This is a genomic window from Caulobacter sp. GW821-FHT05F04, from assembly GCF_059419665.1.
Window position 1 is genome coordinate 412,630 of sequence record NZ_JBWKSF010000001.1, and the last position, 22,827, is coordinate 435,456.

Consider the following 22,827-nt stretch of genomic DNA (forward strand, 5'->3'; position numbering starts at 1 on the left):
GACGGTGCGGGAGAATGGACATGCTGAACTACATCACCATCGGCGCAAGCGACCTGGATCGGGCGGCGACTTTCTATGACGCGGTGCTGGGCGCGCTCGGCGCTGTGCAGGCTTGGCGTCAGGGCGACTGGATCGCCTACGGGCCGCCCGGCGTGGAGGCGTCGGTCTATATCTGCAAACCCGAGAACGGCCAGCCGGTCCAGGCCGCCAACGGCGTGACCATTGGGCTCGAGGCGGAGAGCACGGCCCAGGTCGACGCCATGCACGCCGCGGCCCTGGCCCACGGAGGAACCTGCGGCGGTCCGCCCGGTCCGCGTCCGCAGTATGGCGAAGGCTTCTACATCGCCTATGCCCGCGATCCGGACGGCAACAAGCTGTCGGCGATGTTCAAGGCGGCCTGAACGACGAAGACCCGCCGCGCGACGCGGCGGGTCTTTTCTATCACAGGCGATCGTAGGCCGATCAGCCGGCCAGGATCGCCTTGACGGCGGCCAAGCCTTCGTTGGCCTTGCTGTCGTCCGGCGCGCCGCCCTGAGCGAAGTCGGCCTTGCCGCCGGCGCCCTGGCCGCCCATGGCGATCACGGCGGCCTTGGCGAGGTCGGCGGCGCTGAACTTGCCGGTCAGGTCGGCGGTGACGGCCACGGTGACGGCGGCCTTGCCGTCCGAGGCGCCGACCAGGGCCACGACCCCCGAGGTCAGCTGCTTCTTGAACTCCTCGGCGACGCCGCGCAGTTCCTTGCCGCCGACGCCGTCCAGGACGCGGGCGATCAGGGCGACGCCATTGACGTCTTCCGGGCCCGCCGCCGCGCCACCGCCGCCGCCCAGGGCCAGCTGCTTCTTGGCTTCGGCCAGTTCCTTCTCAAGACGCTTGCGGTCGGCGATCAGGGCGTCGACGCGCAGCGTCACCTCGGCGACCGGGGTCTTGAACTGCTCGGCCAGCGACTTGGCGACGCCCGCCTGGTCCAGCAGGAAACGGCGGGCCGCCTCGCCCGTCAGGGCCTCGATGCGACGCACGCCGGCGGCCACGCCCTGCTCCGAGACGATCTTGAACAGGGCGATATCGCCCGTGCGGGCCACGTGGGTGCCGCCGCACAGCTCGACCGAATAGGCCTTGGCCTCATCGCTCAGCGACTTGCCGAGCGTAAGCACGCGGACGCTGTCGCCGTACTTTTCGCCGAACAGGGCCACGGCGCCGGCCTCGATGGCCTCCTGCGGGGCCATTTCCTTGGTCTCGGCCGGGACGTTCTGGCGGATGACCGCGTTGACCTCGGCCTCGATCTTGTCCAGTTCCTCGGCCGTCAGCGGGCCGCCGTGGCTGAAGTCGAAGCGCATGCGCTCGCCGTCGACCATCTGGCCCTTCTGGGCGACGTGCGGACCCAGCACGTGGTGCAGGGCGGCGTGCACCAGGTGAGCGGCCGAGTGATTGGAACGGGTGGTGTGGCGCCGCTCGGCGTCGACCGAGGCTACGACCTGGTCGCCGACCTTCAGATCGCCCGACAGTTCGACGCGATGCACATAGAGCTCACCGGCCTGCTTCTGGGTGTCGACCACGCGGTTCTCGCGACCGTTGGCTTCCAGTACGCCGGTGTCGCCGGCTTGACCGCCGCTCTCGGCGTAGAAGCTGGTGCGATCCAGCAGCACCTCGACGGTCGCCCCGCCCGTGGCGCTTTCGACCTCGACCCCATCGACGACGATCGCCTTCACGACGCCCGTGGTCTCGGTGGTCTCGTAGCCGACGAAGTCCGTCGCGCCGGCCTTTTCCTTGATCGCGAACCAGGCGGCCGCGCCGGCCTGCTGGCCCGAGCCGGCCCAGTTGGCGCGCGCCATATCGCGCTGCTTCTGCATCGCCGCGTCGAACGCGTCGGTGTCGACGGTCAGGCCCTTGGCGCGCACGGCGTCCTGGGTCAGGTCCAGCGGGAAACCGTAGGTGTCGTAGAGCTTGAAGGCGGTCTCGCCGTCCAGCACGCCGCCGGCGGTCAGGTTGGCGGTCGCCTCGTCCAGCAGGCCCATGCCGCGGCCCAGGGTGACGCGGAAGCGCTCTTCCTCCTGGCGCAGGGTCTCGACGATCGAGGCCTCGGCGCGGCGCAGCTCCGGATAGGCTTGGCCCATCTCGGCCACCAGGGTCGGGGCCAGGCGGTGCATCAGCGGCTCGTTCGCGCCCAGCAGATAGGCGTGGCGCATGGCGCGGCGCATGATCCGGCGCAGGACGTAGCCGCGGCCTTCGTTCGACGGGGTGACGCCGTCGGCCAGCAGGAACGAGGACGAGCGCAGGTGGTCGGCGATGACCCGGTGCGACGGGGCCTGGTCGCCTTCGGCCTTGACGCCGGTCAGTTCGACGCTGGCGGCGATCAGGGCCTTGAACAGGTCGACATCGTAGTTGTTGTGCACGCCCTGCAGGACGGCCGCGACGCGCTCCAGACCCATGCCGGTGTCGATCGAGGGCTTGGGCAGCGCGACGCGCTCGCCGCCGGCCAGTTGCTCGAACTGCATGAACACCAGGTTCCAGATCTCGATGAAGCGATCGCCGTCCTCATCGGGGCTGCCCGGAGGGCCGCCAGGGATGCCTTCGCCATGGTCGAAGAAGATTTCCGAGCACGGGCCGCAGGGGCCGGTGTCGCCCATCGACCAGAAGTTGTCGCTGGTCGGGATGCGGATGATGCGATCGTCGGACAGGCCGGCGATCTTCTTCCACAGGTCCGCCGCCTCGTCGTCGGTGTGGTAGACCGTGACCAGCAGCTTTTCCTTCGGCAGCTTGAACTCGCGGGTCAGCAGGGTCCAGGCATGATGGATCGCCTGTTCCTTGAAGTAGTCGCCGAACGAGAAGTTGCCCAGCATCTCGAAGAAGGTGTGGTGGCGGGCGGTATAGCCGACATTGTCCAGGTCGTTGTGCTTGCCGCCGGCGCGGACGCACTTCTGCGAGCTTGCCGCGCGCGGATAGGCCGGGGTCTCGGCGCCGGTGAACACGTTCTTGAACGGCACCATGCCGGCATTGACGAACAGCAGCGTCGGATCGTTCTGCGGCACCAGCGGCGCGGACGGGACGACGGCGTGATCGGCCTTGCCGAAATAGTCGAGGAAGGTGCTGCGGATCTCGTTCAGGCTGGGCATGAGCGTCTCAAGTCTGGGCGTCCGGCGAGCGGCCGGGAGTCGCGCGCTGCATAGCGCGGTTTTTGGCGGAGGGGAAACCGACTCGGCAGATGGGGGCTCGGGACGGAGCGGAAAAGGGCGGGTTGGGCGCGCCGATGCTCCCCCGCGATGCGGGGGAGCATCTTCATCCGACGAACGAAAAAGGCCGCCTGGCATGGGGTCCAGGCGGCCTGCGATCGCGGCCCTCGCGGCGGTCCGGCCGCGGGCGTGTTGAAGGCGGGGACGCCCGGGGTCGGGCGAGGGCCGCGAAACCTCGCGAGAAGACTATTCCTCCTCGCCGTCCTCCGGGCCGCCGACCAGAAGCTCTTCCTCGATCTTCTGCGACGACTTGCGAACCGCGGCCTCGATGGAGGCGGCGACGTCGGGATTGGTCTTCAGGAACTCGCGGACATTGTCGCGGCCCTGGCCGATGCGCTGGCTGCCGTACGAGAACCACGAGCCGGCTTTGTCGATGATCCCGGCCTTGACGCCCAGGTCGATGACTTCGCCCAGCTTGGAGATGCCCTCGCCGTACATGATGTCGAACTCGACTTCGCGGAACGGCGGGGCGACCTTGTTCTTGACCACCTTCACACGAACGTTGTTGCCGATGATCTCGTCACGCACCTTCACCGATCCGGTGCGGCGGATATCCAGGCGCACCGAGGCGTAGAACTTCAGCGCGTTGCCGCCCGTGGTCGTTTCCGGGCTGCCGTACATCACGCCGATCTTGTGACGGATCTGGTTGATGAAGATGACGATGGTGTTGGCCTTGTTGATCGAAGCGGTCAGCTTGCGCAGCGCCTGGCTCATCAGACGGGCCTGCAGGCCCGGCAGGCTGTCGCCCATCTCGCCTTCGATTTCAGCCTTCGGCGTCAGGGCCGCGACCGAGTCGATCACGACGATGTCGACGGCGCCCGAACGCACCAGGGTGTCGGTGATCTCCAGGGCCTGTTCGCCGTTGTCAGGCTGCGAGACCAGCAGATTGTCCAGATTGACGCCCAGCTTGAACGCATAGCCCGGATCCAGGGCGTGCTCGGCGTCGACGAAGGCGGCGGTGCCGCCGGCCTTCTGGACCTCGGCCACCACGTGCAGGGCCAGGGTCGTCTTACCCGAGCTTTCAGGGCCATAGATCTCGATGATCCGCCCCTTGGGCAGGCCGCCGATGCCAAGCGCGATGTCGAGACCCAGCGAGCCAGTCGACACCGACTCCATCTCGACCTTGCCCTTTTCGCCCAGCTTCATCACCGAGCCCTTGCCGAACGCGCGGTCGATCTGGGCGAGAGCCGCCTCTAGCGCGCGTTGCTTGTCGCCTTCTTCTTTGCCCACGAGTTTCAAAGCCGCCTGACTAGCCATTGTTGTCCGCCCTCTATCCCATGATTCCGGTCGCCCGATCGGCGCTTCCCGCGCCGCGTCCCAACGACCTGTGGAACATGATCAAGTCGTACGCTCTTTGTTCCATGTTCGCAAGATGTTCCCCTCCATAGAAACGACCGTTTCTGTCGTAGGTCATAGTGTCGCACCGGCGATAACCGGATATGAGGTCGCCCGTCCCTGCCCGAAACGGCTCTTTAAGTCCCGTCATGCCAGCTTCGCCGCTTCTTAGGGGCCCGGTTTTCTGGGGGGACTACCGACTTGTCTATCGATCCGCGTCGCCTTCTGGGCCTGGCGTTCGCCAGCGCCGATCTCCTCGTCGAACTGCAAAACGGCCGCGTGCGCCTGGTGCTGGGCGCCGCGCAGAAAGTCATGGGCCAAAGCGAGGCGGGGCTGACCGGCAAGGTGTGGCCGCACCTGTTCCACCCCGATGACCAGCCGTTGATGGACGCCATGCTGAACTGCGCCGACGACGGCGTGCGCCGTGGTCCGGTGGTGCTGCGCCTCGGTGGTCCCGGAAACCGCCACGTCCGCGTGATCCTGCGCGCCCTGCCCGAGAACGACGGCCGGGTCTCGCTGGCCGTCACCGCAGCCCAGTCGGCCGGTCCGCCGCTGACGGCCGGTACGCTGCATCCCCGCGAGTCGTTCGACGACATCGCCAAGGGTCTGTTCGAGGCCGCCCGGGTCACCGGCCTGGAGCTGGAACTGGCCATGGTCGAGTTCGCCGGTCTGGAGACGATGCGTGACGGCCTGCCGCCCGGCGAGGCGGTTGCCCTCGACATGCGCGTGGCCAGCGCCGTGCGCGCCGAGTCACACGGCGGTTCGGCCGCCACCCAGCTGTCGCCCGATCGTTTCGCCCTGCTGCGCACCCGCGACGACCGTCCGGACAACATGATCAAGCGCCTGACCCGCATGGTCAGCACCGAGGCCCGCGCCCACATCGTGCCCCTGGAGGCCGGCGGCAGCTCGGCCCGCGCGCTTCGCGCGCTTCGCTACGCCCTCGACGACTTCCTGCGCGAGGGCCTGAAGGACATGCCGCCGATGACGCTGTCAGAGGCGATGAACCGGTCCGTGAAGCGCACCCTGGCCCGCGCCGGCGCCCTGGGCGTGGCTGTCAGCCAGCGCCGCTTCAACCTCGCCTACCAGCCGGTCGTGTCGCTGATGACCGGTCAAGCGCACCATCACGAGGTGCTGGTGCGCTTCGAGGACGGCGGCAGCCCGTTCGCCCTGATCCGCATGGCCGAGGAATTCGACCTGATCGAGGAGCTGGACCATGCCATCGTCGAACAGGCGGTGAAGAAGCTGTCCAACGACCAGGACCGGAAGCTGAAGCTGGCGGTGAACGTCTCGGGACGAACGATCGTCAACGAGACCTTCGTCGACCACGTCGGCCGCCTGCTGTCCAAGCACGACGAAGCCAAGGGCCGGCTGATCTTCGAGGTCACGGAGACGGCCGCGATCGACGACCTGCCGCGCGCCAACCGTCATATCCAAGGCCTGCGCAGCCTGGGCTCGATGGTCTGCCTGGACGACTTCGGCGCGGGCTCGTCGTCGTTCGCCTATCTGCAGCAGCTGTCGCTCGACATCGTCAAGATCGACGGCCGCTATGTCCGCGAGTTGGCCGACAATGGGCGCGATGGCGCCCTGGTGCGTCGTCTGGTCGAGCTGTGCCAGGATCTGAAGATCCGCACCGTGGCCGAGATGGTCGAGACGGTGGAGGTGGCCGATATCGTCCGCGCGGCCGGCGTCGACTTCGCCCAGGGCTGGCTCTATGGCAAGCCAGCCGACAAGCCGAGCCCGCCCTTGCGCCCCACCCCCGCGGTCGCCGCGGTGGCCCGCCGGACAGGAGCGTCGGAGAGCTGGGGGTAGACCATAACCCTCCTCCCCCGCCTGGGGGAGGAGATTTCCAGCTAGCTCAGACCTTGCCGCCCTTGCTGACGATGTAGTCGTCGATCACGCGTTCCAGCGTGGTCAGCGGGGTCATGCCCGAGAGCAGACCCGCGTCGTGGAACTCGCGGATGTCGAACTTCTTGCCGAGCGCCTTCTGGGCCTTGGCCCGGGCGCGCAGCCAGACGATCTTGCCGATCATGTAGCTGCAGGCCTGACCCGGCCACACGACGTAGCGTTCGATCTCGGTGATCGCGCCGCTCTCCTCGTCGCCCATGGTCTCGGCCATGTACTTCACGGCCTGCTCGCGGCTCCACTTCTTGTAGTGCATGCCGGTGTCGACCACGAGGCGGACAGCGCGGAACAGGGCGTCGTGCAGCATGCCGATGTGACTGCGCGGATCGGTCTTGTAGATGCCCATCTCGACGGCCAACTGCTCGGAATAGAGCGCCCAGCCCTCGGTGTAGCCCGAGAAGCCGATGATCTTGCGGATCATGGGCAGGCCCTTGGCCTCGTTCGAGATCGACAGCTGCAGGTGGTGGCCCGGGACGCCCTCGTGCACCGTCAGGGTGGTCAGGGTGTACTTGGCCTGCTCCTTGGTGTCGCGCAGGTTGATCCAGTAGATGCCCGGACGCTTGCCGTCGAGCGAGGGCGAGTTGTAGTAGCCGCCCGGGGCGCCGGCCTCGATGGCCTTGGGCACACGGCGGATCTCCAGCGGCGCCTTGGGCAGGGCGCCGAAATAGGCCGGCAGCTGCTTCTGGATCCAGGCGGCCTTTTCGTTCAGGTCCTTGATCAGCTGTTCCTTGGCCGCGTCGGTGTTCGGATAGATGTCCTCGCCCAGCTTGGCCAGGCGCTCGCCGACCGTGCCCTTGGTCATGCCGATGCTCTTGAAGAGCTTGTCGGCCTCGGCGTTGATCGACTTCACCAGGTCCAGGCCCAGCTGGTGGATCTCGTCCGGCTTCAGGTCCGAGGTCGTGTAGTTCTTCAGCGACACGGCGTAGTAGTCGCCGCCGTCCTTCAGGCGCCACACGCCGGCGTCGTGGGTGGCCTTGCCACGGACGCTCTCCAGCAGGGCGATCTGACGTTTCAGGGCCGGCAGGACCGAGCCTTCGTAGATCCGCGAGGCCTCGGCGGCCCAGTCGCCCCCAATGTTCTTTTCTTTCGTCCGGCGCGCGATCGACTTGACCAGCGGCGCGTCGGCCGTCGGGGTGTCGGCGAAGGCCTTCATCTGGACCAGGGTCTTGTCGATGATGAAGTCCGGCGGGATCACGCCGTCGGCGAAGTCCTGCTTCGCGATCGCGCTTTCCTGGTCCATCAGGCGGGCGAAGCCCTCCATGCGCGACAGATAGGCGTCGGCGTCGGCCTTGGTCTCGATGCTGTGCTGGGTGTCCAGGAAGTCCGGCATCTGCTGGTAGCTGCCGGTCAGCTGGCTAAGCACGTAGGGCGCGCCCGAACCGCCGCCGCCGCAGGTGAACTTCCTGTTGCCCTCGTCCTGCACCGCCAGCACGAACTCGACGGTGTCGTAGTTGGCGGCGTCCATGCCCTTCAGAGCGCGGCGGTCGATGCCGCGCAGGGCGGCCAGTTGCTCGGACGTCTGGGCCGCGCCGGCCTTGATGGCGGCGAACGAGCGGTCGCTGAGCAAGCCCTTGGTCCAGGCCAGGTCACCGCTGTCCAGGCCCAGGCCGGTCGCCGTCTCGGGCGACTGGCGCAGCTGCTTGGCCATGATCTCGTCGAACAGGACGTTAAGCTTGGCGACCTCGCCTTCGCGGGCGAAGGCCAGGGACGGAAGGCCGCCGGTGGCGGCGAAGCCGGCCGCGGCGGTGGCGAACATCATGTGACGACGGTTGAGCAAGGCTTTTCCTCCCCAGGGCCCCAATTGAGGGCGAAGGCGTAAGCCCCCGCCCGGCTTTGGCGAAATTAATTCCGCTTCATGCGGGCGATTGCAATCATCAAGCTCACGCCAGCGTCACGAACAGTTCGTTCTCGATCACCCACTGGCCGGTGACCTTCTTCCAGGTGGCCAGGTAGGTTCCCGACTGCTCGGGGGCGTCCTTCCATTGGCCGACCCAGCGGCCGCGCTCGGCGGCGCGGGTCCCTTCGGCGTTCAGGCTGATCTCTTCTGTCGTGCGGACGTAGGCCCCGAAGCCCTTCTCGGCGAACTGGCTGGCGAAGGCGGCCAGCACGTCCTCGGCCCCCAGCAGCAGCGAGCCGTCGCCGGCGATCAGGGTGACGCGCGGATCGAAGAACGGCCGCAGGCGCGCGGCGTCCTTGGCGGCGATCAGCTTGTTGGTCAGCTTGCGGCGGGCGGCGATGGCGTCTTCCGGCGTGGTCATGGTCTTCCCTACTCTGCGCGCCGGTGTAGCTTGCTCATTGTTCGACGCAAACTCAGAGCCGCGATGCCCGCCCCGACCCTGACCACCGCCCGCCTGACCCTGGCGCCTCCGACACTCAGCGACTTCGAGGACAGCCGCGACATGTGGGCCGATCCGGTGGTGGTCCGCCACGTCGGCGCCCGACCGTTCACCGACGAGGAGACCTGGACCCGGCTGATGCGGGCCCGGGGCCTGTGGGAGGTGCTGGGTTTCGGCTACTGGGCGGTGCGAGAGACCTCGACCGGTCGCTATGTCGGCGAGGTCGGCTTCGCCGACCTGCGCCGCGATATCCAGCCCAGCCTGTACGGCCTGCCGGAGATGGGCTGGGTGCTGTCGGCCTGGTCGCACGGTCAGGGCTTCGGTGCGGAGGCGGTCCGCGCGGGCCTGGCCTGGATCGACGAGACCCTTGCCCCGCCGGTCGTGCCTTGCATCATCGGCCCCGAAAACGCCGCCTCCCTGGCCCTTGCCGCCAAGGTCGGCTTCACCGTCAAGACCCATACGACGTTCAGGGGCTCGCCGATCATGATGCTGGAGCGGCGTCGGTAACGCTTGTACAGTTTTTACGAAACTTCAGCTTGATCCGGGCCGTCGCGCCCCATAGGTTCCGCGGCGTCGCGGGGGCGCGATCGCTTACGGAGTCCAAGTAAGTGTTGAGTTCTGCTCACCGGGCTGGCGCGCTCACGCCGGCCACGGGCCGATTCCGCGTGTCGACCGCGCTCTCGGCCATCCTCGCCCCCATGCTGCTGCTGTCGCCCGTCGCCGCCCATGCCGACGATCCGTCCAAGGCCAGCCCGATCTTCGGCGACAAGCCGCTCACGGACGGTGACGACGAGGTCACCAACAACGGTCCCGTCGACCTTACCGCGGACGTCGATTTCCTCGCCGGCTCCGACGCGCTGGTGAACAACGACGTCATCACGGTCGGCGCCGGCGCGACGGCCCCCGTGAAAGTGTCCCTGCTGTCGCTCGACGCCCTCAAGAACCAGGGCCTGATCGACCTGCGCAACGGCCATGTCGGCGACGTCCTGACGCTTTCAGGCGACTATAACGGGGCCACCAGCAAGGCGCGCCTGGGCCTCGATGTCGGGCCGAACGGCGCCGACATGCTTGTCGTCGGCGACGTCGCCAACGGCAGCACGCAGATTCTCCTGGGCGGCGTTTCGGCGAAGACCGCCGTCCTCACCGGCGACAAGGGCCCCATCCTGATCCAGGCCGGCGCGGACTCGAAGGCGGACGCCTTCCGCATCGAGAACTACGAGATCGGTCTGATCCGCTACGGCCTGCTCTTCGACGCGAAGACCGCCACCTACCGCCTGAAGGGCGTGGCGGGTCAAAGGACCTATGAAGCGCTGAAGATCTCCGAGGGCGCCGGGTCCGTCTGGCGCCAATCGGCTGACGCCTGGAGCGCGCATGTGGCCAGCCTGCGCGACGCCGGCTCCGCCGCCAACGGCGCGGGCCTGTGGGGGCAGTCCTATGGCGGACGGCAGGACCGCGATGACGATGTCGCCGCGTCGGCCCAGCGCGAGGTCGCCGTCGACTACGAGCAGACCACCTATGGCGGCCAGATGGGTCTGGACCTGCTCAACGCCGGCCTGGACGACGGACGCATCGCCTTGGGCCTGACCGGTGGCTACGCCGACGCGAAGATGCGGTTCAGCGGCGTCGCGGGCCAGGAGGTCAAGCTTAGGGTTGTCAATTTCGGCGGCTATGTCGCCCTGACCCAGGGCGGCTTCTTCCTCAACGCCCTGGCCAAGGCCGACCGCCAGTCGATCAAGGCGCGCAACGATGTCGACGGCATCGACGCCAAGTTCGACGGGACCGCCTACGGCGCCCAGGTCGAGACCGGCCATCGGTTCGGCGACGGCGATCTGGCCTATGAGACGCTGCTGGGCGTCAACTATGTCAGCACGCGCCTCGACGACATGGAGACCCTGGGCCAGCGCCTGGACTTCGATCACGCCACTGGCTTCACCGCCAGGGCCGGCCTGCGCGGCGCGGCGCGGAACGACTTGCTGGGCGGCGCCCTGACCACCTATGGCGCGGCGTTCGTGGTCCACGACTTCACGGTCAAGAACGGCCTCACCCTGGTCAGCGGCGGTGAGAGCGAGCACCTGTCGAAGGACGGCGGCCGCACCTTTGGCCAAGTCACCGTCGGCGTCAGCTACCGGTCCGCTGGCGGCATGATCACCTTCGCGGAGGCTGGCGGCGACTACGGCGGCGGTCGACAGGGCGGCGGCCTGCGGATCGGGGCGCGCTTCGGCTTCTAGCGCGAGGGCCGCTGGACTTCTCCCAAAGTCCGGCGGCCAACGCCGTCCTCTCCTAGACGGGCTCCAGGCCCAGCTGTTCGACCACGGTCCTCATGGACGCACGATGGGAAGTTTCCGCATCCGGTGCTAGGACGCGTCCATGGTTCGCAAAGTCACCGCCAAAGTCATCAAGGATCCGACCGCGGAGGCCGACCGCGCCTGGTTCGAGGCTCATCCCGAACGGCGCTTCCGCCTGCGCGATCCGGCCCTGGTCGAGTTCCAGGACCCACTGGGCGATCCTGGCGAGGGCTTCTCCTGGCGCGTGCTGATCGCCCGTCTGCCCGACGGCGGCCGCCTGCGCCTGCCGGTCTCGCTGGCGTGGGAGCTGCACAACGACCACGCCAAGGACCAGCATCTGAAGATCCTGTTCGACCAGGTCGCCCCGCCCGAGGCCAAGGCGCGTCTAGGCTGAACCGGATCATGCGGGGGGAGATGATCCGCACGATCCTCCTGTGGGCGCTGGTCCTGGCGCTGGGCGCGTTCGCGCTGCAGTGGCTGGAGTACCGGTTCGTGGCCCGCGCCTTCTCCTGGCAAATCTATGTCGGCCTGATCGGCGCGGCTTTCGCGGCCGGCGGCGTCTGGGTCGGCTGGAAGCTGGCGGCGCGGGCGCGACCCGAGAGCTTCCAGCGTAACCACGCGGCCCTCGCCGCCCTGGGCCTGACGGGCCAGGAGGTGAAGGTTCTGGAGCGCCTGGCGGCCGGCCGCTCCAACAAGGAGATCGCCCGCGACCTCGGCCTCTCGCCCAACACGGTCAAGACTCACGTCGCCAACCTCTACGCCAAGCTGGAGGTCAGCCGTCGCACCCAGGCGATCGGCAAGGCCCGGGATCTGGCGCTGATCCCCTAGCTTGACCGCCGCCCGTTAGGACGAAACTGTCGATCTCACCCTTTCGGGCGATACCGTCGCGGACACGGCGACGGCAGCCTCGGGACGCGTCGCGGGGCGGCGCGGAGGAGGAAATCCCATGGCACGCACCATCCTGACCTACGGCCTGATCTCGGGCGTCATCATCCTGCTGGGGATCCTGGCGACGATCGTCTTCAACCCCGGCGGCCATTCGCACGGCAGCGTCTGGCTAGGTTACCTGATCATGCTGATCGGCCTGTCGGCGATCCTGCTGGCCGTGAAGTCGCACCGCGACAAGGCGTTGGGCGGGGTCATCAGGTTCTGGCCGGCCTTCCTGATCGGCCTCGGCGTCGCGGTCGTGGCGACCATCGCCTACGCCGCCGTCTGGGAGGTCTATCTGGCGATCACCCACTACCGCTTCATGGACGAGTACACGGCCAGCATGCTGGCCCAAAAGAAGGCCGCCGGCATCAGCGGCGCGGACTATGCGAAGGCCGTCGCCCAGATGGAGCAGATGAAGGCGAGCTACGCCAACCCGCTGTTCCGCATACCAATGACCATGGCCGAGATCTTCCCCGTCGGCCTGCTGGTCGCCCTGGTCAGCGCGGCCCTGGTGCGAAACCCGCGTTTCCTGCCGGCCAAGACCTCGGTCGCTTCACGATAGGGGAGCGGCCAACGAGCCTCACGCGGCCTGCAGTTGCTGCTTGACCCGCTCGGCCAGGGTCTTGATGTCGATCGGCTTGGGCAGGAAGGTCACGCCAGTCTCGCCTTCCAGCAGATCGCTGAACTCGGCCTCGGCATAGCCGGAGATGAACATCACCGGCGCATTGCCCAGATAGCCGCGGGCCTTCTTCAGCAAGGTCGGGCCGTCGATGCCGGGCATGATCACGTCGGAGATCAGCAGGTCGATCGTGCCGGCGTGCTCCTCGGCGATCAGCAGGGCCTCCTCGCCGTCGGCGGCTTCCAGCACCTCGTAGCCGCGCGCGCGCAGCAGGCGGGCGGCCACGCTGCGGACGGCGTCCTCGTCCTCGACGAACAGGATGCGGCCGGCGCCCGACAGGTCGCGGGCGGCGCGCGGCTTCACCGGCTCGGCGGCGACTTGGACGGCGGCCGCGCCGGCCGGAGCGTCGTAGATCGGCAGGAAGATGCGGAAGGCCGCGCCCTCGCCTGGACGACTGTGGACGTGAATCCAGCCATCGCTCTGCTTGACGATGCCATAGACCGTGGCCAGGCCCAGGCCCGTGCCCTCGCCCACCGGCTTGGTGGTGAAGAACGGGTCGAAGATCTTGCCCATCACGTCGGGCGGGATACCCGGACCGTCGTCCGACACCTCGATGAAGGCGACGTCGCTCTCGGCGGCCGGGAAGCCCAGACCGATGGCCTCGTCACGGGTCAGGCGCGCCGTGCGGATGCGCACGATGCCGCCGCCCTTGGCCGCGCGAACGGCGTCGCGGGCGTTGACGGCCAGGTTCATGACCGCCGTCTCGAGCTGGCTTTTGTCGGCTCGCACCTTCGGCAGGTCGCGGCCGTAGTCGGTGATCAGCTTGACGTCCTCGCGCAGCAGGCGACGCAGCAGGACCTCGAACTCCGAGATCAGCTCGCCCAGGTCCAGCACTTCGCGCTGGACGGTCTGCTTGCGCGAGAAGGCCAGCAGCTTGCGGACCAGGTCGGCGGCGCGCACCCCCGTCTGGCGGATCTCGTTCAGGCCCTCGTACGACGGGTCGCCGACCGGGTGACGGTGCAGCAGTTCGTCCAGGCGCAACTGGATGGCGGTCAGCAGGTTGTTGAAGTCGTGGGCGACGCCGCCGGCCAGCTGGCCGATGGCCTGCATCTTCTGCGACTGGGCCAGCTGAAGCTCCATCTGCTTCTGCTCGGACACGTCGATCATGTAGGCCACGACACGGCCCTCGGCGCGGTAGAGATAGAGATGGGCGATGCGGGTCTGATCGCGGGCCAGACGCACCTCGAACGGGCCGGCCTTGCCCTCGTTCAGGCGGGTCTCGGCCTCGGCGCGCGAGGCCGGATCGATCAGGTCTCCGAACACCATGCCGGCCTTTCCGCCGGTCATGGTCGTCAGGGCCGGATTGACCTCCAGCACCCTCGACTTGAAGGGATCCAGCCCCTCAAGCAGAGCCGCACCGAACGGCGAGGCGCCGGCGAAGGCGTCCAGGGTGGTCGGCGGCGGGGCGACGCGCTCGGCGACCGGCGCGGCCGCCAGCGTCTCGACCACGCGTTCAAGCTCGACGATCGGCGTCAGACGGATCAGCAGGCGACCGCCCGCCAGGCGCGAGACATTGGCCGTATGGTCGACGCCACTGGCCCGCAGCACGCCCTGAGCCATCTCGCCCTTGCGGGCCTGGACCAGGGCGGCGAACAGGCTGGAGCCGGCCACGCCCTTGGGCAGGCGGCGCTGGTCGCCCATCACCTCGCGCCAGGACAGGTTGGCGGCCAGCAGGCGGCCGTCCGGCGCGGCCAGGGCCGCCGGCTCGCTGAGGGCGTCGATGAAGCCCTCGGCCTGGTCGACGTCGGCGCCCGTCACCGCCGAACCCCGGATGGCCACAAGGCCCAGGATCGCCACGCCGGCCACGCCGAGCAGCAGCAGCAGGCCGGCCAGGGTCACCGGCCCGGCCTTCAGCGCCGGCGCCACGGCGAACGCCGCCGCGGCCACGAAGAATACCGCCGCGCCCGCCAGCCACGGATCGAAGCGCCGGCGGGGCGCGCCGGTCGTAGCTTTGTCCTGGAGCTGGAAATCGGCCATGGGCGGGATTGTTACCTTTGTTACGGCGAAGCCGCGACTCACCTGTAATCGGAAAAGAATAGCCTTTCCCGACAGCTAGGTCAGTTTTCCGGAAATTGAGTCTTATAGAGGACGCGCGCGCTGCCCGCCGCGCCCCTCGGGCCGCGATTGGGGCTTCTTTCCGTTCATGATGAAGCTGATGACCTTGGCGACAGCCTCGAAGTGCTCGACAGGGATCTCCTGGTCGACCTCGACGCTGGCGTAGAGGGCGCGGGCCAGGGGCGGATCCTCCAGCACCGGCACGCCGTGCTCCTCGGCCAGGGCGCGGATCTTCAAGGCCAGTTCGTCGACGCCCTTGGCCACGCACATCGGCGCGGGGGTCTCGCCGGCCTCGTACTTCAGCGCGACGGCGTAGTGGGTGGGGTTCATGACGACGACGGTCGCCTTGGGCACGGCCTGCATCATCCGCTGGCGCGAGCGCTGCATCTGGATCTGGCGGCGCTTGCCCTTGATGTGCGGGTCGCCGTCCGACTGCTTGTACTCGTCCTTGACCTCCTGGAGGGTCATGCGCATGCGGTTCATGAACCGGATCCGCTGCCAAAAGTAGTCGAAGGCGGCGGTGGCGACCAGGAAGATGATCACCATGATCAGCAGCTTCTTGGACAGCTTGAGCGCCTCGGGGATCAGCAGCGACACGTCCATGCCGACCAGGTTGCGCACCTCGCCGACATTGGGCTTCAGCACCATCCAGGCGATGAAGGCCGTGACGCCGATCTTCAGGACCGACTTGGCGAACTGCACCAGCCCGTCCATGCCGAAGATGCGGGTGAGACCCTTCAGCACGTTCAGCTTGCTGAAATCGGGCTTCAGCTTGTCCGGCGTCAGCATGAAGCCGGTCTGCGAAACGTTGGCGATCACGCCCAGGGTGGCGGTGACGATCATCACCAGCAGCAGCGGCGGCAGGGCGGCCATCACCGCCTGCTTCATGATCAGCACGGCGCCGCCGCTGGAGATCTCGATCGTGCCGGCGTGGGCGATGAACGGATAGAGCGCGCTCACCAGGTCGCGCGTCAGCCAGCCGCCGGCCAGCAGGATCACCGAGACCGCGCCGGTCAGCGAGGCCAGCTGCGGGATGTCCGCCGACTTGACGACATCGCCCTTGGCCCGAGCGTCCGACAGCTTCTTGGCTGACGGCTCTTCTGTTTTCGACTCGGGATCTGAATCTTCCGCCATGCCGCGCCCCTAGTTGAACACGGCCAGGAGTTCGCGGTAGCGATCGGTCCAGACCATGGCGATGCCGCCCAGCGACAGCGCCAGCAAGGACAGGCCCAGGATCACGCTGAGCGGCGAGGTCACGAAGAAGATCTGGAAGGCGGGCATGACCCGGCCGACCAGCCCCGTGGCGAGGTTGAAGACCAGCGAGAACACGATCACCGGCGCGGCCAGCTGGATGCCCAGCGAGAACGACTGCGCCACCGTCCGCACCGCCAGGGTGACGGCGTCGTTGATCGGCACGGCGCGGGTGAACGGGAAGATCGTGTACGACTTGACGATCGCGCCGATGAACAGGTGATGCATCCCCGTGGCCATCACCAGGGTCAGGCCCATCATCGACAGGAAGGTGGCCACCGCCGTGCTCGAGCCCTGCATCGAGGGGTTCACGCTCTGGGCGAAGGACAGGGTGGTCTGCATCGAGATGATTTCACCGGCCGTGGTCAGCGAGCTCATGAACAGGCGCAGCACCGAGCCGATCATCAGGCCGATCAGGATCTCGTGGATCACCCCGCCGACCAGGCCGCCCAGGGTGGTCGGAATCGGCGGCGCGGTGTTCTGCACCAGCGGCCCCAGCAGCAGGGCCATCAAGAGGGCGAAGGCCAGGCGAACGCGCGGCGGCACCGACTGCTCGCCGATGCCCGGCATGGTCATGACCATGGCCCCGACCCGCGCGAAGACGAGGCCGGCGACATAGACCTGGAACGCCGTGGCGAAGGAGTTCACCTGAAGGCCCCTGCCCTTGCGCTACATGCCGGCGATGCGGGCGGCGATCTGGCGCATGAAGCCGCTCATCAGCGCGCCCATCATCGGCAGGAAGATCAGCAGCGACACGAAGATGGCGACGATCTTGGGGGCGTAGACCAGGGTCTGTTCCTGGATCTGGGTCAGGGCCTGGAACAGGCCGATAGCGACGCCGATCACCAGGCCGACGATCAGGCACGGGGCGCACAGCTGAAGCGTCAGCCAGATCGCGTCCCGGCCGACATCAAGAACCTCTGCGCCCGTCATGCGAAGCCTCGTGGGAATCGGCCGTACTGGCCGCGTTGTTTCGAGGCCCGAAGATGGGCGAAATATGGTTAACAGGGCGTTAGGGGTTGTCACCCGGACGCCTGGATAAGCGGGGCGCGACGGTGGGTCGCGGGCGTGGAGCTCAGGCCGTCGCCCCGCCCGCCGCGCTTTTCCGGATCGGCAGCAGGCGGCCCATGGTCAGGCAGCGCCAGATCCACTCGAAAGGCCCCATTTCGAACCGCTTGAGCCACAGCGGCGACCAGGTCAGCTGCAGCGCCCAGATCGCCAGGACGATGCCCCACAGCGCCGGCCGGTCGACCTGCCCCATCAGCGCGCCTCGGCCGCCGTAGAAGATGCCGGTCATGATCAGCGACTGGGTCAGGTAGTTGGTGAAGGCCATCCTCCCGGCCGCCGCCAGGGGCGACAGCACCGCCGCCGCGCCGGCCTTCAGCAGCAGGATCAGCACGCTGGCATAGGCCAGCGAGATGAACGGCGTCAGCAGTCGGCCTAGAACCTCCCCGCCCAGGATCGGCGCGCCGACCATGACGCCGCGCCAGGCCAGCCACGACACGATCGCCAGCCCAACGGCGCCGACAGCGGCGATCACCCCATAGCGCCGCGTGCTGGACCGGCCGGCCAGGAAGCCGGACTTGAACAGCGACAGGCCGATCATCATCAGGCCCAGGGTCGAAGGCAGCAGGCGCGGATAGCCTGACAGCAGCCGCTGGTATTCCTTAGTGTTAACGCGATAGGCGCCGGCCCCAGAACCTTTCGCCTCGGCCAGATCGGCCTCGGCCCTGGCCTTGCGCTTGGCGATGGCGGCGGGCGGCGGCGTCAGTTGCGCTTCGGCCCTGGCCCGCGCCTCGGGCGGCGCGAGCGGCAGGGCGCCGGGCGGCAGGTGCCGCAGCGTCATGACGCCGTAGAGCAGCACCCCGACGATCATCAGCGTCCGCGCCGACAGCGAGCGGCAGAAGAACATGATCGCGCCGGCCGAGGCGTAGAGCGTGAGGATGTCGCCCCACCAGATCCCGAAACCATGGATCATGCCCAGGACCAGCAGCACCACCAGGCGCCGCGCCAGGAACTTGCCGCGCGTCCTGTCCGACAGCTCGCCGCCCACCAGGAACAGCGAGACGCCGAACAGCATCGAGAACAGGGTGACGAACTTCTCGTGGAAGAAGGCCTGGACGATCCAGAACGCGATCGCCGTCCAGCCCTCGTGGGGGAACGGCCAAGTGGCCGGGTTCAGCGAGCCCAGCATCGGCGCGGCGAAACCGTCGGCGTTGACCGCCAGGATGCCCAGAATGGCCAGGCCGCGGATCAGGTCCAGCGCCTGGATCCGCGCCTTGGCTTTGATCGGCGGGACCGTCGTTCCCGCGTTCGCATCAACCGCCGTCATCGCCCCCTCCAAGCCACGGCTTAATCTGGCCGGGCTCGGGGCAGGCTGTCGCGTTTATTCCGCGTCATGAAGGACGAAGGCGCCGGGACGCCCCGCCTGCGCGCCTAGCGGATGCGAATCCGCACCGGCACCTGGATGTACGATCCCGCGCGGCTCTTGCCGTCCGGACCCAGCAGGTCGACCTGGGTTTGCGAGATCATCGACAAGGCGGCCTGGCCGACGCCGAGGTCGTTCGGGCTCTCTTCCTGCACGGTGCAGGCGGTCAGGCGACCGTCCTGCTTGACCATGCAGTTCAGCAGGGCGACAGCGACGCGCGGCTCGGACACGGGGGTCAGCAGGTCCGACGGAGCCTTGGCTTGAGCCGGAGTGGCGACGACGGCGGCGGCGAGAGCGAGCGAAGCGATCACGAGTTCATCCCTTACTTATCTTTGTTGGCCGGCCTTCCGCCGCCCCTTCTCCCGCTTTGGGAGTGTTCCGTTTCGGATCAGGCGGCCTGAGCCTGCTTCAGCCGTTGCAGGCCCTGTGCCGCCAAGTCCGTGAGCGAGCGCAAACCCAGCTCGGAAAAAACGTCGAAGGCGCTGGCCAGGGCCGCGCCGGCGCGCGCCAGGCGACCATCGTCGCGGCCGGTGATCTCGACCCGGGCCTCGTAGAGGCGGGCCAGGTTCATCTGGGCCACGGCCCAGCTGGCCGGATCGCGACCGCCGGGCGCGGCGGCCAGCTCGGCCTTGAAGGCCATCTCGGCGGCGTCCAGCACCGCGAGATCGGCGGTCAGCTCGGCGCAACGCGCGAGACACAGGGCGCGGTTGTTGGCGACCACGGCGCGCAGGGCCAGGGCCGGCTGGGCCTTCAGCACCTGGGTGGCGCGGTCATAGGCCGAGACGGCCTGCTCGAAGGCGCGCTCGCTGGTCGAGGCTTCGCCCAGGGCCTGCAGCCCCGCGCCCAGTGACGCGCCGGCGCGGGCCCAGTCCATCGGGCTGTGCTCGATCGCCAGCACGTCGACGGCCGCGAAGTGGGCCTCGACGCCGTTGGTGATGTGGGTCAGCTCGCCGTCCAGCTCGCCCAGCAGGACCAGGGCCTGACCACGCAGACCTTCCAGGCGGGCCCAGCCCAGGGGTTCGAAGTCGGAGTCGAGCGCGCTGGCGGCCGTCTTGGCTTCGACCGCGGCCAGTTCGGCCAGGGCGCGATCCTTCAGGCGCTCGGCGCAGGCCAGGATCAGTTCGATACGGGCGGCGCGCTGGTCGGCCAGCAACAGGCGGGCCGGACCGCCCTTCACCCGCTTGACGGCCGCCAGAGCGCGCAGCGGCGCCTCATAGGCCTGCACCGCGGCCAAGGCGCGGTCGACATTGTTCTCGGAGAGGGCGGCTCGGCCTTCGAGGCCGGCGGCCAAGGCGTTGCAAAGCGGCGTGCGCTGGCTGACCGGCGTGCGGGCCAGGGTGGCGGACGCCGCGGCGATCAGGCCCTCGTCGCCGAACAGGTCCGCGCCCAGAATGGCCAGAATGGCCTGCTCGCAGCGCGCCGCGGCCAAGGCCTCGGATCGGCGCTCGGCCTCGAAGATCTTCACGCCGGCCTCGGCCTGGGCCGCGCCCTTGCGCAGCGCGGCGGCGTCGCCGCCGCGGCGGGCCAGCTCGCGCCAGACGACGGCGGCCTCCAGCAGACGCGCGCCGCGATCCTTGGCGCCGATCCGGCCGGCGACCACGTCGGCCGAGCGGGCCTCATTGTTCAGCAGGCGCAGGTCGAGCAGCTCGAGCAGCGAGGTGTCCCCGCCGGTCAAACCTTCACGCCAGGCTCCCTTGGAGTCGGCGTCCACACCAAACAACCGCTTTAGATCCCGTCCGAACTCGAACATCGCCTTGCGCACTCCGCCTACGGATCGTCCCACGTCGGGACAGCCCGACGGAGGTTCAACGCATAATCAGCAAAACCGGAGCCAGCGACTTTAACAAGTGGTTAACAGGTGTTTACAGCGCGTTAACCATAAATATTTTCCATATTTTTACACCTTGCTTCAAATTTCGGCCAATTTGGTTGAACATGTAGTGAATTGGCACACTTCTTGCTTTTCTGAATACAAGCGGAGCCGACAATCGACGCGACTTGTTAGAACTTCGTTCATTGAACTGAAAATGACGTTAACCATAAGATTTAAGCCCTGGTTTACCTTTCGTTCACGGGCGCCCTCCCCTTCTCACGGCGAAGCAGGCTAGAACCGGGCCAGGAACGCCTTTTCTGGAGCCCACCCATGGCCGCTGTCACCCTGTGGATCGCCAGCGTCTGCCGTCCCGATCCGGGCTATGGCGGCTGGTCCTTTGTGCGGCGGCTGGACGGCGAGACCGGCGCGGCGGCGATCAAGGGCGCGGCTGGCGGCGAGCGGCGCACCAGCGCCGCGAAGATGAGCCTGACGGCCCTTGCCGAGGCGCTGGACTGCCTCTCGGACCTACCCAAGGACACGCCGGTGATCCTGCGCTTCGCCGATCCTGATCTGGCCGCGGAACTGGTGGCGTCCGACGGAGCCTACGCCACGGCCGAGCCGGAAGCTTGGGCCGCCGCGCGCGCCGCGCTCGCGGGCCGTCCCGTTCTGGAACTGGTCCCCACGCCGTCCTCCGCCCCGGCGAACGGCTTTCTGAACGCCTGGGCCGATTTCGGGCTGGACACGGCCAAGTCGCGCGGCAGCTTCAAGGCCGCGATCCCGAGACCGAACCTGCTCAAGTTCCCAGGCTAGGCGCCCACGATCAGGTCCGCCGTCGCCGGATTGCAGGCGAACGGGATGTTCGCCAGGGTCGCCATGCGGATCAACGCCTTGACGTCGACGTCGTGCGGTTGCGGCGACAGCGGGTCGACGAAGAAGATCAGCACGTCCAACCGCCCCTCCGCGATCATCGCCCCGAGCTGCTGGTCGCCGCCCAAGGGACCGCTCTTCAGCCGCACCAGATCAAGATGCGGCAGCGCGTCCAGGATCCGGCCGCCGGTCGTGCCGGTGGCGAACAGCGCCTTGTCCTTGAGATAGCCTTCGTGCGCCACGGCCCAGTCGACCAGAGCGGCCTTCTTGTCGTCGTGGGCCACGAGACCGATGGCGAGGGGAGCGGGCATGGCGCGATTCCGGAACGGCTGGGGCCGCACTCATTTCGCGCCCCCGCGCCGATGGCAAGCATCGCTGTGCTCGCGGCTTGAGCACGGCGCGCTTTTGCGCCGGCCACCTCTTGCGCCCGCCGCCGGAGAGGTTCGTCCTGAGCCTGTCGGGCGATGGGGAGAACGATCATGACCAAACGGATGACTGGCGAGCCGGCGCTGGGGCGCCGATCCTTTCTGCGGAGCGCGGCCTTCCTGGCGGCCGCGGCGCCAATCCTGACCGAGGCCCAGCTGGCCATGGCCGCCCAGACGAGCACGCCGCCGTCCGGCATGGCCCTGCACGGCCAGAGTCCCAATGCGCCGCCGCCGGGCATGACGCTGATCAACGCCAACGAAAACCCGCTGGGTCCCAGCAAGGCCGCGTGCGACGCGATCGCCCGGGTCGCCCCCTTGGGTGGGCGCTACGACCTGAACGGCGAGACCGACCTTCTGGCGCGAACCTTCGCCGCCCAGAACGGCCTCAAGCTCGAGAACGTCGCCGTCTATGCCGGCTCGTCCGAGCCCCTGCACTACAGCGTGCTGGCCTTCACCTCGCCCACGCGGAGCTTCGTCACCGCCGATCCGTCCTACGAGGCGGGCATGTACGCGGCCAAGACCAGCCAGGCCAAGGTGGTGAAGGTGCCCCTGACCGCCGACTGCGCCCACGACGTCAAGGCCATGGTCAAGGCCGACGCCCAGGCCGGCGTCATCTATATCTGCAACCCGAACAATCCGACCGGCACGCTGACCACCAAGCAGGACATCGTCTGGGCGCTGGAAAACAAGCCGACCGGTTCGATCCTGCTGGTCGACGAGGCCTATATCCACCTGACCGACGCCCAGGACACCCTGGACCTGGTGGCCGCCGGCAAGGATCTGATCGTCCTGCGGACCTTCTCGAAAATCTACGGCATGGCGGGCATCCGCTGCGGCTTCGCCGTCGCCCGGCCCGACCTGCTGGCCAAGCTGACGCCGTTCGGCCAGAACGCCATGCCGATCACCGGCTCGGCGGCCGCGCGGGCCTCGCTGGAGGACTCGGACCTGGTCCCGGCCCGCCGCAAGATCATCGGCGACACCCGCCGCGACACCCTGGCCTGGCTGAAGGCCAACAACTACAAGGTCATCGGCGATCCGCAGACCAACTGCTTCATGATCGACACCGGCCGCAACGGCAAAGCGGTGTTCGCGGCGATGAAGGCCAGGAACGTCCTGATCGGCCGCACCTGGCCCATCTGGCCCAACGCCGTCCGCGTCTCGGTCGGCACGCCCGAGGAGATGGCCAAGTTCAAGGTCGCGTTCAAAGAGGTCATGGACGCCAAGCCGATGGCGTTGGGCGACCACGCCCAGCACGCGGAACTGGACTACTACGCCACCCTTTAGGGCGGCGTAGCG

21 protein-coding genes are annotated in these 22,827 nt (G+C 68.0%); 9 read left to right on the forward strand and 12 right to left on the reverse strand.

Annotation, left to right across the window (positions count from 1 at the left end; all coding sequences use genetic code 11):
- Positions 1-20: 20 nt before the first annotated feature.
- Complete coding sequence (locus AC07R7_RS02065) at positions 21-401, forward strand: VOC family protein (protein ID WP_492883286.1); 381 nt, start codon at positions 21-23, stop codon at positions 399-401.
- Between the two features lie 61 nt (positions 402-462).
- On the opposite strand, the gene alaS is transcribed toward AC07R7_RS02065, so the two are convergent.
- Both alaS and recA read right to left on the reverse strand, forming a co-directional pair.
- Complete coding sequence (gene alaS / locus AC07R7_RS02070) at positions 463-3,108, reverse strand: alanine--tRNA ligase (RefSeq protein WP_492883284.1); 2,646 nt, start codon at positions 3,106-3,108, stop codon at positions 463-465.
- 303 nt (positions 3,109-3,411) lie between these two features.
- On the reverse strand, positions 3,412-4,482 hold the full coding sequence (gene recA / locus AC07R7_RS02075) for a recombinase RecA (protein ID WP_099580226.1): 1,071 nt from the start codon (positions 4,480-4,482) through the stop codon (positions 3,412-3,414).
- Positions 4,483-4,761: 279 nt separating this feature from the next.
- Between recA and AC07R7_RS02080 the strand changes: the two genes are divergently transcribed.
- A complete protein-coding gene (locus AC07R7_RS02080) occupies positions 4,762-6,369 on the forward strand; it encodes an EAL domain-containing protein (protein WP_492883281.1) in 1,608 nt (535 codons plus the stop codon).
- 46 nt (positions 6,370-6,415) lie between these two features.
- Here AC07R7_RS02080 and AC07R7_RS02085 read toward each other — a convergent pair whose 3' ends face one another.
- Both AC07R7_RS02085 and AC07R7_RS02090 read right to left on the reverse strand, forming a co-directional pair.
- Positions 6,416-8,239 carry a DUF885 domain-containing protein gene (locus AC07R7_RS02085; protein WP_494633931.1) on the reverse strand — a complete coding sequence of 608 codons (1,824 nt, stop codon included), beginning with the start codon at positions 8,237-8,239 and terminating at the stop codon, positions 6,416-6,418.
- 103 nt (positions 8,240-8,342) lie between these two features.
- The gene (locus AC07R7_RS02090) at positions 8,343-8,720 is read right to left on the reverse strand and encodes a nuclear transport factor 2 family protein (protein WP_494633933.1); all 378 of its coding nucleotides are present in this window, start codon (positions 8,718-8,720) and stop codon (positions 8,343-8,345) included.
- A 63-nt stretch (positions 8,721-8,783) separates the two neighbouring features.
- On the opposite strand from AC07R7_RS02090, the gene AC07R7_RS02095 reads away from it, so the two are divergent.
- From AC07R7_RS02095 to AC07R7_RS02115, 5 genes are all read left to right on the forward strand, one after another.
- Positions 8,784-9,305 (forward strand): GNAT family N-acetyltransferase, encoded by a 522-nt coding sequence (locus AC07R7_RS02095; protein ID WP_494633935.1) that lies wholly within the window; start codon positions 8,784-8,786, stop codon positions 9,303-9,305.
- A 158-nt stretch (positions 9,306-9,463) separates the two neighbouring features.
- On the forward strand, positions 9,464-11,026 hold the full coding sequence (locus tag AC07R7_RS02100) for an autotransporter domain-containing protein (RefSeq protein WP_494633937.1): 1,563 nt from the start codon (positions 9,464-9,466) through the stop codon (positions 11,024-11,026).
- 139 nt (positions 11,027-11,165) lie between these two features.
- Positions 11,166-11,477, forward strand: coding sequence for a hypothetical protein (locus tag AC07R7_RS02105; RefSeq protein ID WP_492835098.1), 312 nt, complete (start codon positions 11,166-11,168; stop codon positions 11,475-11,477).
- Positions 11,478-11,497: 20 nt separating this feature from the next.
- A complete protein-coding gene (locus AC07R7_RS02110) occupies positions 11,498-11,911 on the forward strand; it encodes a response regulator transcription factor (RefSeq protein WP_492883269.1) in 414 nt (137 codons plus the stop codon).
- Between the two features lie 118 nt (positions 11,912-12,029).
- Entirely contained in the window at positions 12,030-12,575 is a 546-nt protein-coding gene (locus AC07R7_RS02115) for a DUF4199 domain-containing protein (RefSeq protein ID WP_494633939.1), read from the forward strand.
- Between the two features lie 18 nt (positions 12,576-12,593).
- On the opposite strand, the gene cckA is transcribed toward AC07R7_RS02115, so the two are convergent.
- The 7 genes from cckA to AC07R7_RS02150 form a co-directional block, all read right to left on the reverse strand.
- Entirely contained in the window at positions 12,594-14,669 is a 2,076-nt protein-coding gene (gene cckA, locus AC07R7_RS02120) for a cell cycle histidine kinase CckA (protein ID WP_492835104.1), read from the reverse strand.
- A 102-nt stretch (positions 14,670-14,771) separates the two neighbouring features.
- The gene (gene flhB, locus AC07R7_RS02125; protein ID WP_492883265.1) at positions 14,772-15,881 is read right to left on the reverse strand and encodes a flagellar biosynthesis protein FlhB; all 1,110 of its coding nucleotides are present in this window, start codon (positions 15,879-15,881) and stop codon (positions 14,772-14,774) included.
- Positions 15,882-15,890: 9 nt separating this feature from the next.
- Complete coding sequence (fliR, locus tag AC07R7_RS02130) at positions 15,891-16,646, reverse strand: flagellar biosynthetic protein FliR (RefSeq protein WP_494633942.1); 756 nt, start codon at positions 16,644-16,646, stop codon at positions 15,891-15,893.
- Positions 16,647-16,667: 21 nt separating this feature from the next.
- Positions 16,668-16,931 carry a flagellar biosynthesis protein FliQ gene (gene fliQ / locus AC07R7_RS02135; protein WP_099580251.1) on the reverse strand — a complete coding sequence of 88 codons (264 nt, stop codon included), beginning with the start codon at positions 16,929-16,931 and terminating at the stop codon, positions 16,668-16,670.
- Between the two features lie 142 nt (positions 16,932-17,073).
- Positions 17,074-18,330, reverse strand: a complete 1,257-nt coding sequence (locus AC07R7_RS02140; RefSeq protein ID WP_494633944.1) for a DUF418 domain-containing protein — start codon at positions 18,328-18,330, stop codon at positions 17,074-17,076.
- A gap of 104 nt (positions 18,331-18,434) precedes the next feature.
- A complete protein-coding gene (locus tag AC07R7_RS02145; protein ID WP_492835112.1) occupies positions 18,435-18,737 on the reverse strand; it encodes a hypothetical protein in 303 nt (100 codons plus the stop codon).
- A gap of 77 nt (positions 18,738-18,814) precedes the next feature.
- Positions 18,815-20,188, reverse strand: coding sequence for a hypothetical protein (locus AC07R7_RS02150; RefSeq protein ID WP_494633946.1), 1,374 nt, complete (start codon positions 20,186-20,188; stop codon positions 18,815-18,817).
- 381 nt (positions 20,189-20,569) lie between these two features.
- Here AC07R7_RS02150 and AC07R7_RS02155 point away from each other — a divergent pair, with 381 nt between their 5' ends.
- Positions 20,570-21,049 carry a ribonuclease H family protein gene (locus tag AC07R7_RS02155; protein ID WP_492883257.1) on the forward strand — a complete coding sequence of 160 codons (480 nt, stop codon included), beginning with the start codon at positions 20,570-20,572 and terminating at the stop codon, positions 21,047-21,049.
- Here the strand turns inward: AC07R7_RS02155 and AC07R7_RS02160 are convergent.
- Positions 21,046-21,417, reverse strand: a complete 372-nt coding sequence (locus AC07R7_RS02160) for a methylglyoxal synthase (RefSeq protein ID WP_492883255.1) — start codon at positions 21,415-21,417, stop codon at positions 21,046-21,048. The two genes, AC07R7_RS02155 and AC07R7_RS02160, sit on opposite strands and share 4 nt — an antisense overlap.
- Positions 21,418-21,585: 168 nt before the next feature.
- Here AC07R7_RS02160 and AC07R7_RS02165 point away from each other — a divergent pair, with 168 nt between their 5' ends.
- A complete protein-coding gene (locus AC07R7_RS02165) occupies positions 21,586-22,815 on the forward strand; it encodes a pyridoxal phosphate-dependent aminotransferase (protein WP_494633949.1) in 1,230 nt (409 codons plus the stop codon).
- Positions 22,816-22,827: the final 12 nt, after the last annotated feature.

Bases quoted from the DNA above. Each gene is read 5' to 3' on its own strand.
- AC07R7_RS02065 (WP_492883286.1), top strand. From the start codon at position 21: ATGCTGAACTACATCACCATCGGCGCAAGCGACCTGGATCGGGCGGCG.
- alaS (WP_492883284.1), bottom strand. From the start codon at position 3,108: ATGCCCAGCCTGAACGAGATCCGCAGCACCTTCCTCGACTATTTCGGC.
- recA (WP_099580226.1), bottom strand. From the start codon at position 4,482: ATGGCTAGTCAGGCGGCTTTGAAACTCGTGGGCAAAGAAGAAGGCGAC.
- AC07R7_RS02090 (WP_494633933.1), bottom strand. From the start codon at position 8,720: ATGACCACGCCGGAAGACGCCATCGCCGCCCGCCGCAAGCTGACCAAC.
- AC07R7_RS02095 (WP_494633935.1), top strand. From the start codon at position 8,784: ATGCCCGCCCCGACCCTGACCACCGCCCGCCTGACCCTGGCGCCTCCG.
- AC07R7_RS02105 (WP_492835098.1), top strand. From the start codon at position 11,166: ATGGTTCGCAAAGTCACCGCCAAAGTCATCAAGGATCCGACCGCGGAG.
- AC07R7_RS02110 (WP_492883269.1), top strand. From the start codon at position 11,498: ATGATCCGCACGATCCTCCTGTGGGCGCTGGTCCTGGCGCTGGGCGCG.
- AC07R7_RS02115 (WP_494633939.1), top strand. From the start codon at position 12,030: ATGGCACGCACCATCCTGACCTACGGCCTGATCTCGGGCGTCATCATC.
- cckA (WP_492835104.1), bottom strand. From the start codon at position 14,669: ATGGCCGATTTCCAGCTCCAGGACAAAGCTACGACCGGCGCGCCCCGC.
- flhB (WP_492883265.1), bottom strand. From the start codon at position 15,881: ATGGCGGAAGATTCAGATCCCGAGTCGAAAACAGAAGAGCCGTCAGCC.
- fliQ (WP_099580251.1), bottom strand. From the start codon at position 16,931: ATGACGGGCGCAGAGGTTCTTGATGTCGGCCGGGACGCGATCTGGCTG.
- AC07R7_RS02140 (WP_494633944.1), bottom strand. From the start codon at position 18,330: ATGACGGCGGTTGATGCGAACGCGGGAACGACGGTCCCGCCGATCAAA.
- AC07R7_RS02155 (WP_492883257.1), top strand. From the start codon at position 20,570: ATGGCCGCTGTCACCCTGTGGATCGCCAGCGTCTGCCGTCCCGATCCG.
- AC07R7_RS02160 (WP_492883255.1), bottom strand. From the start codon at position 21,417: ATGCCCGCTCCCCTCGCCATCGGTCTCGTGGCCCACGACGACAAGAAG.
- AC07R7_RS02165 (WP_494633949.1), top strand. From the start codon at position 21,586: ATGACCAAACGGATGACTGGCGAGCCGGCGCTGGGGCGCCGATCCTTT.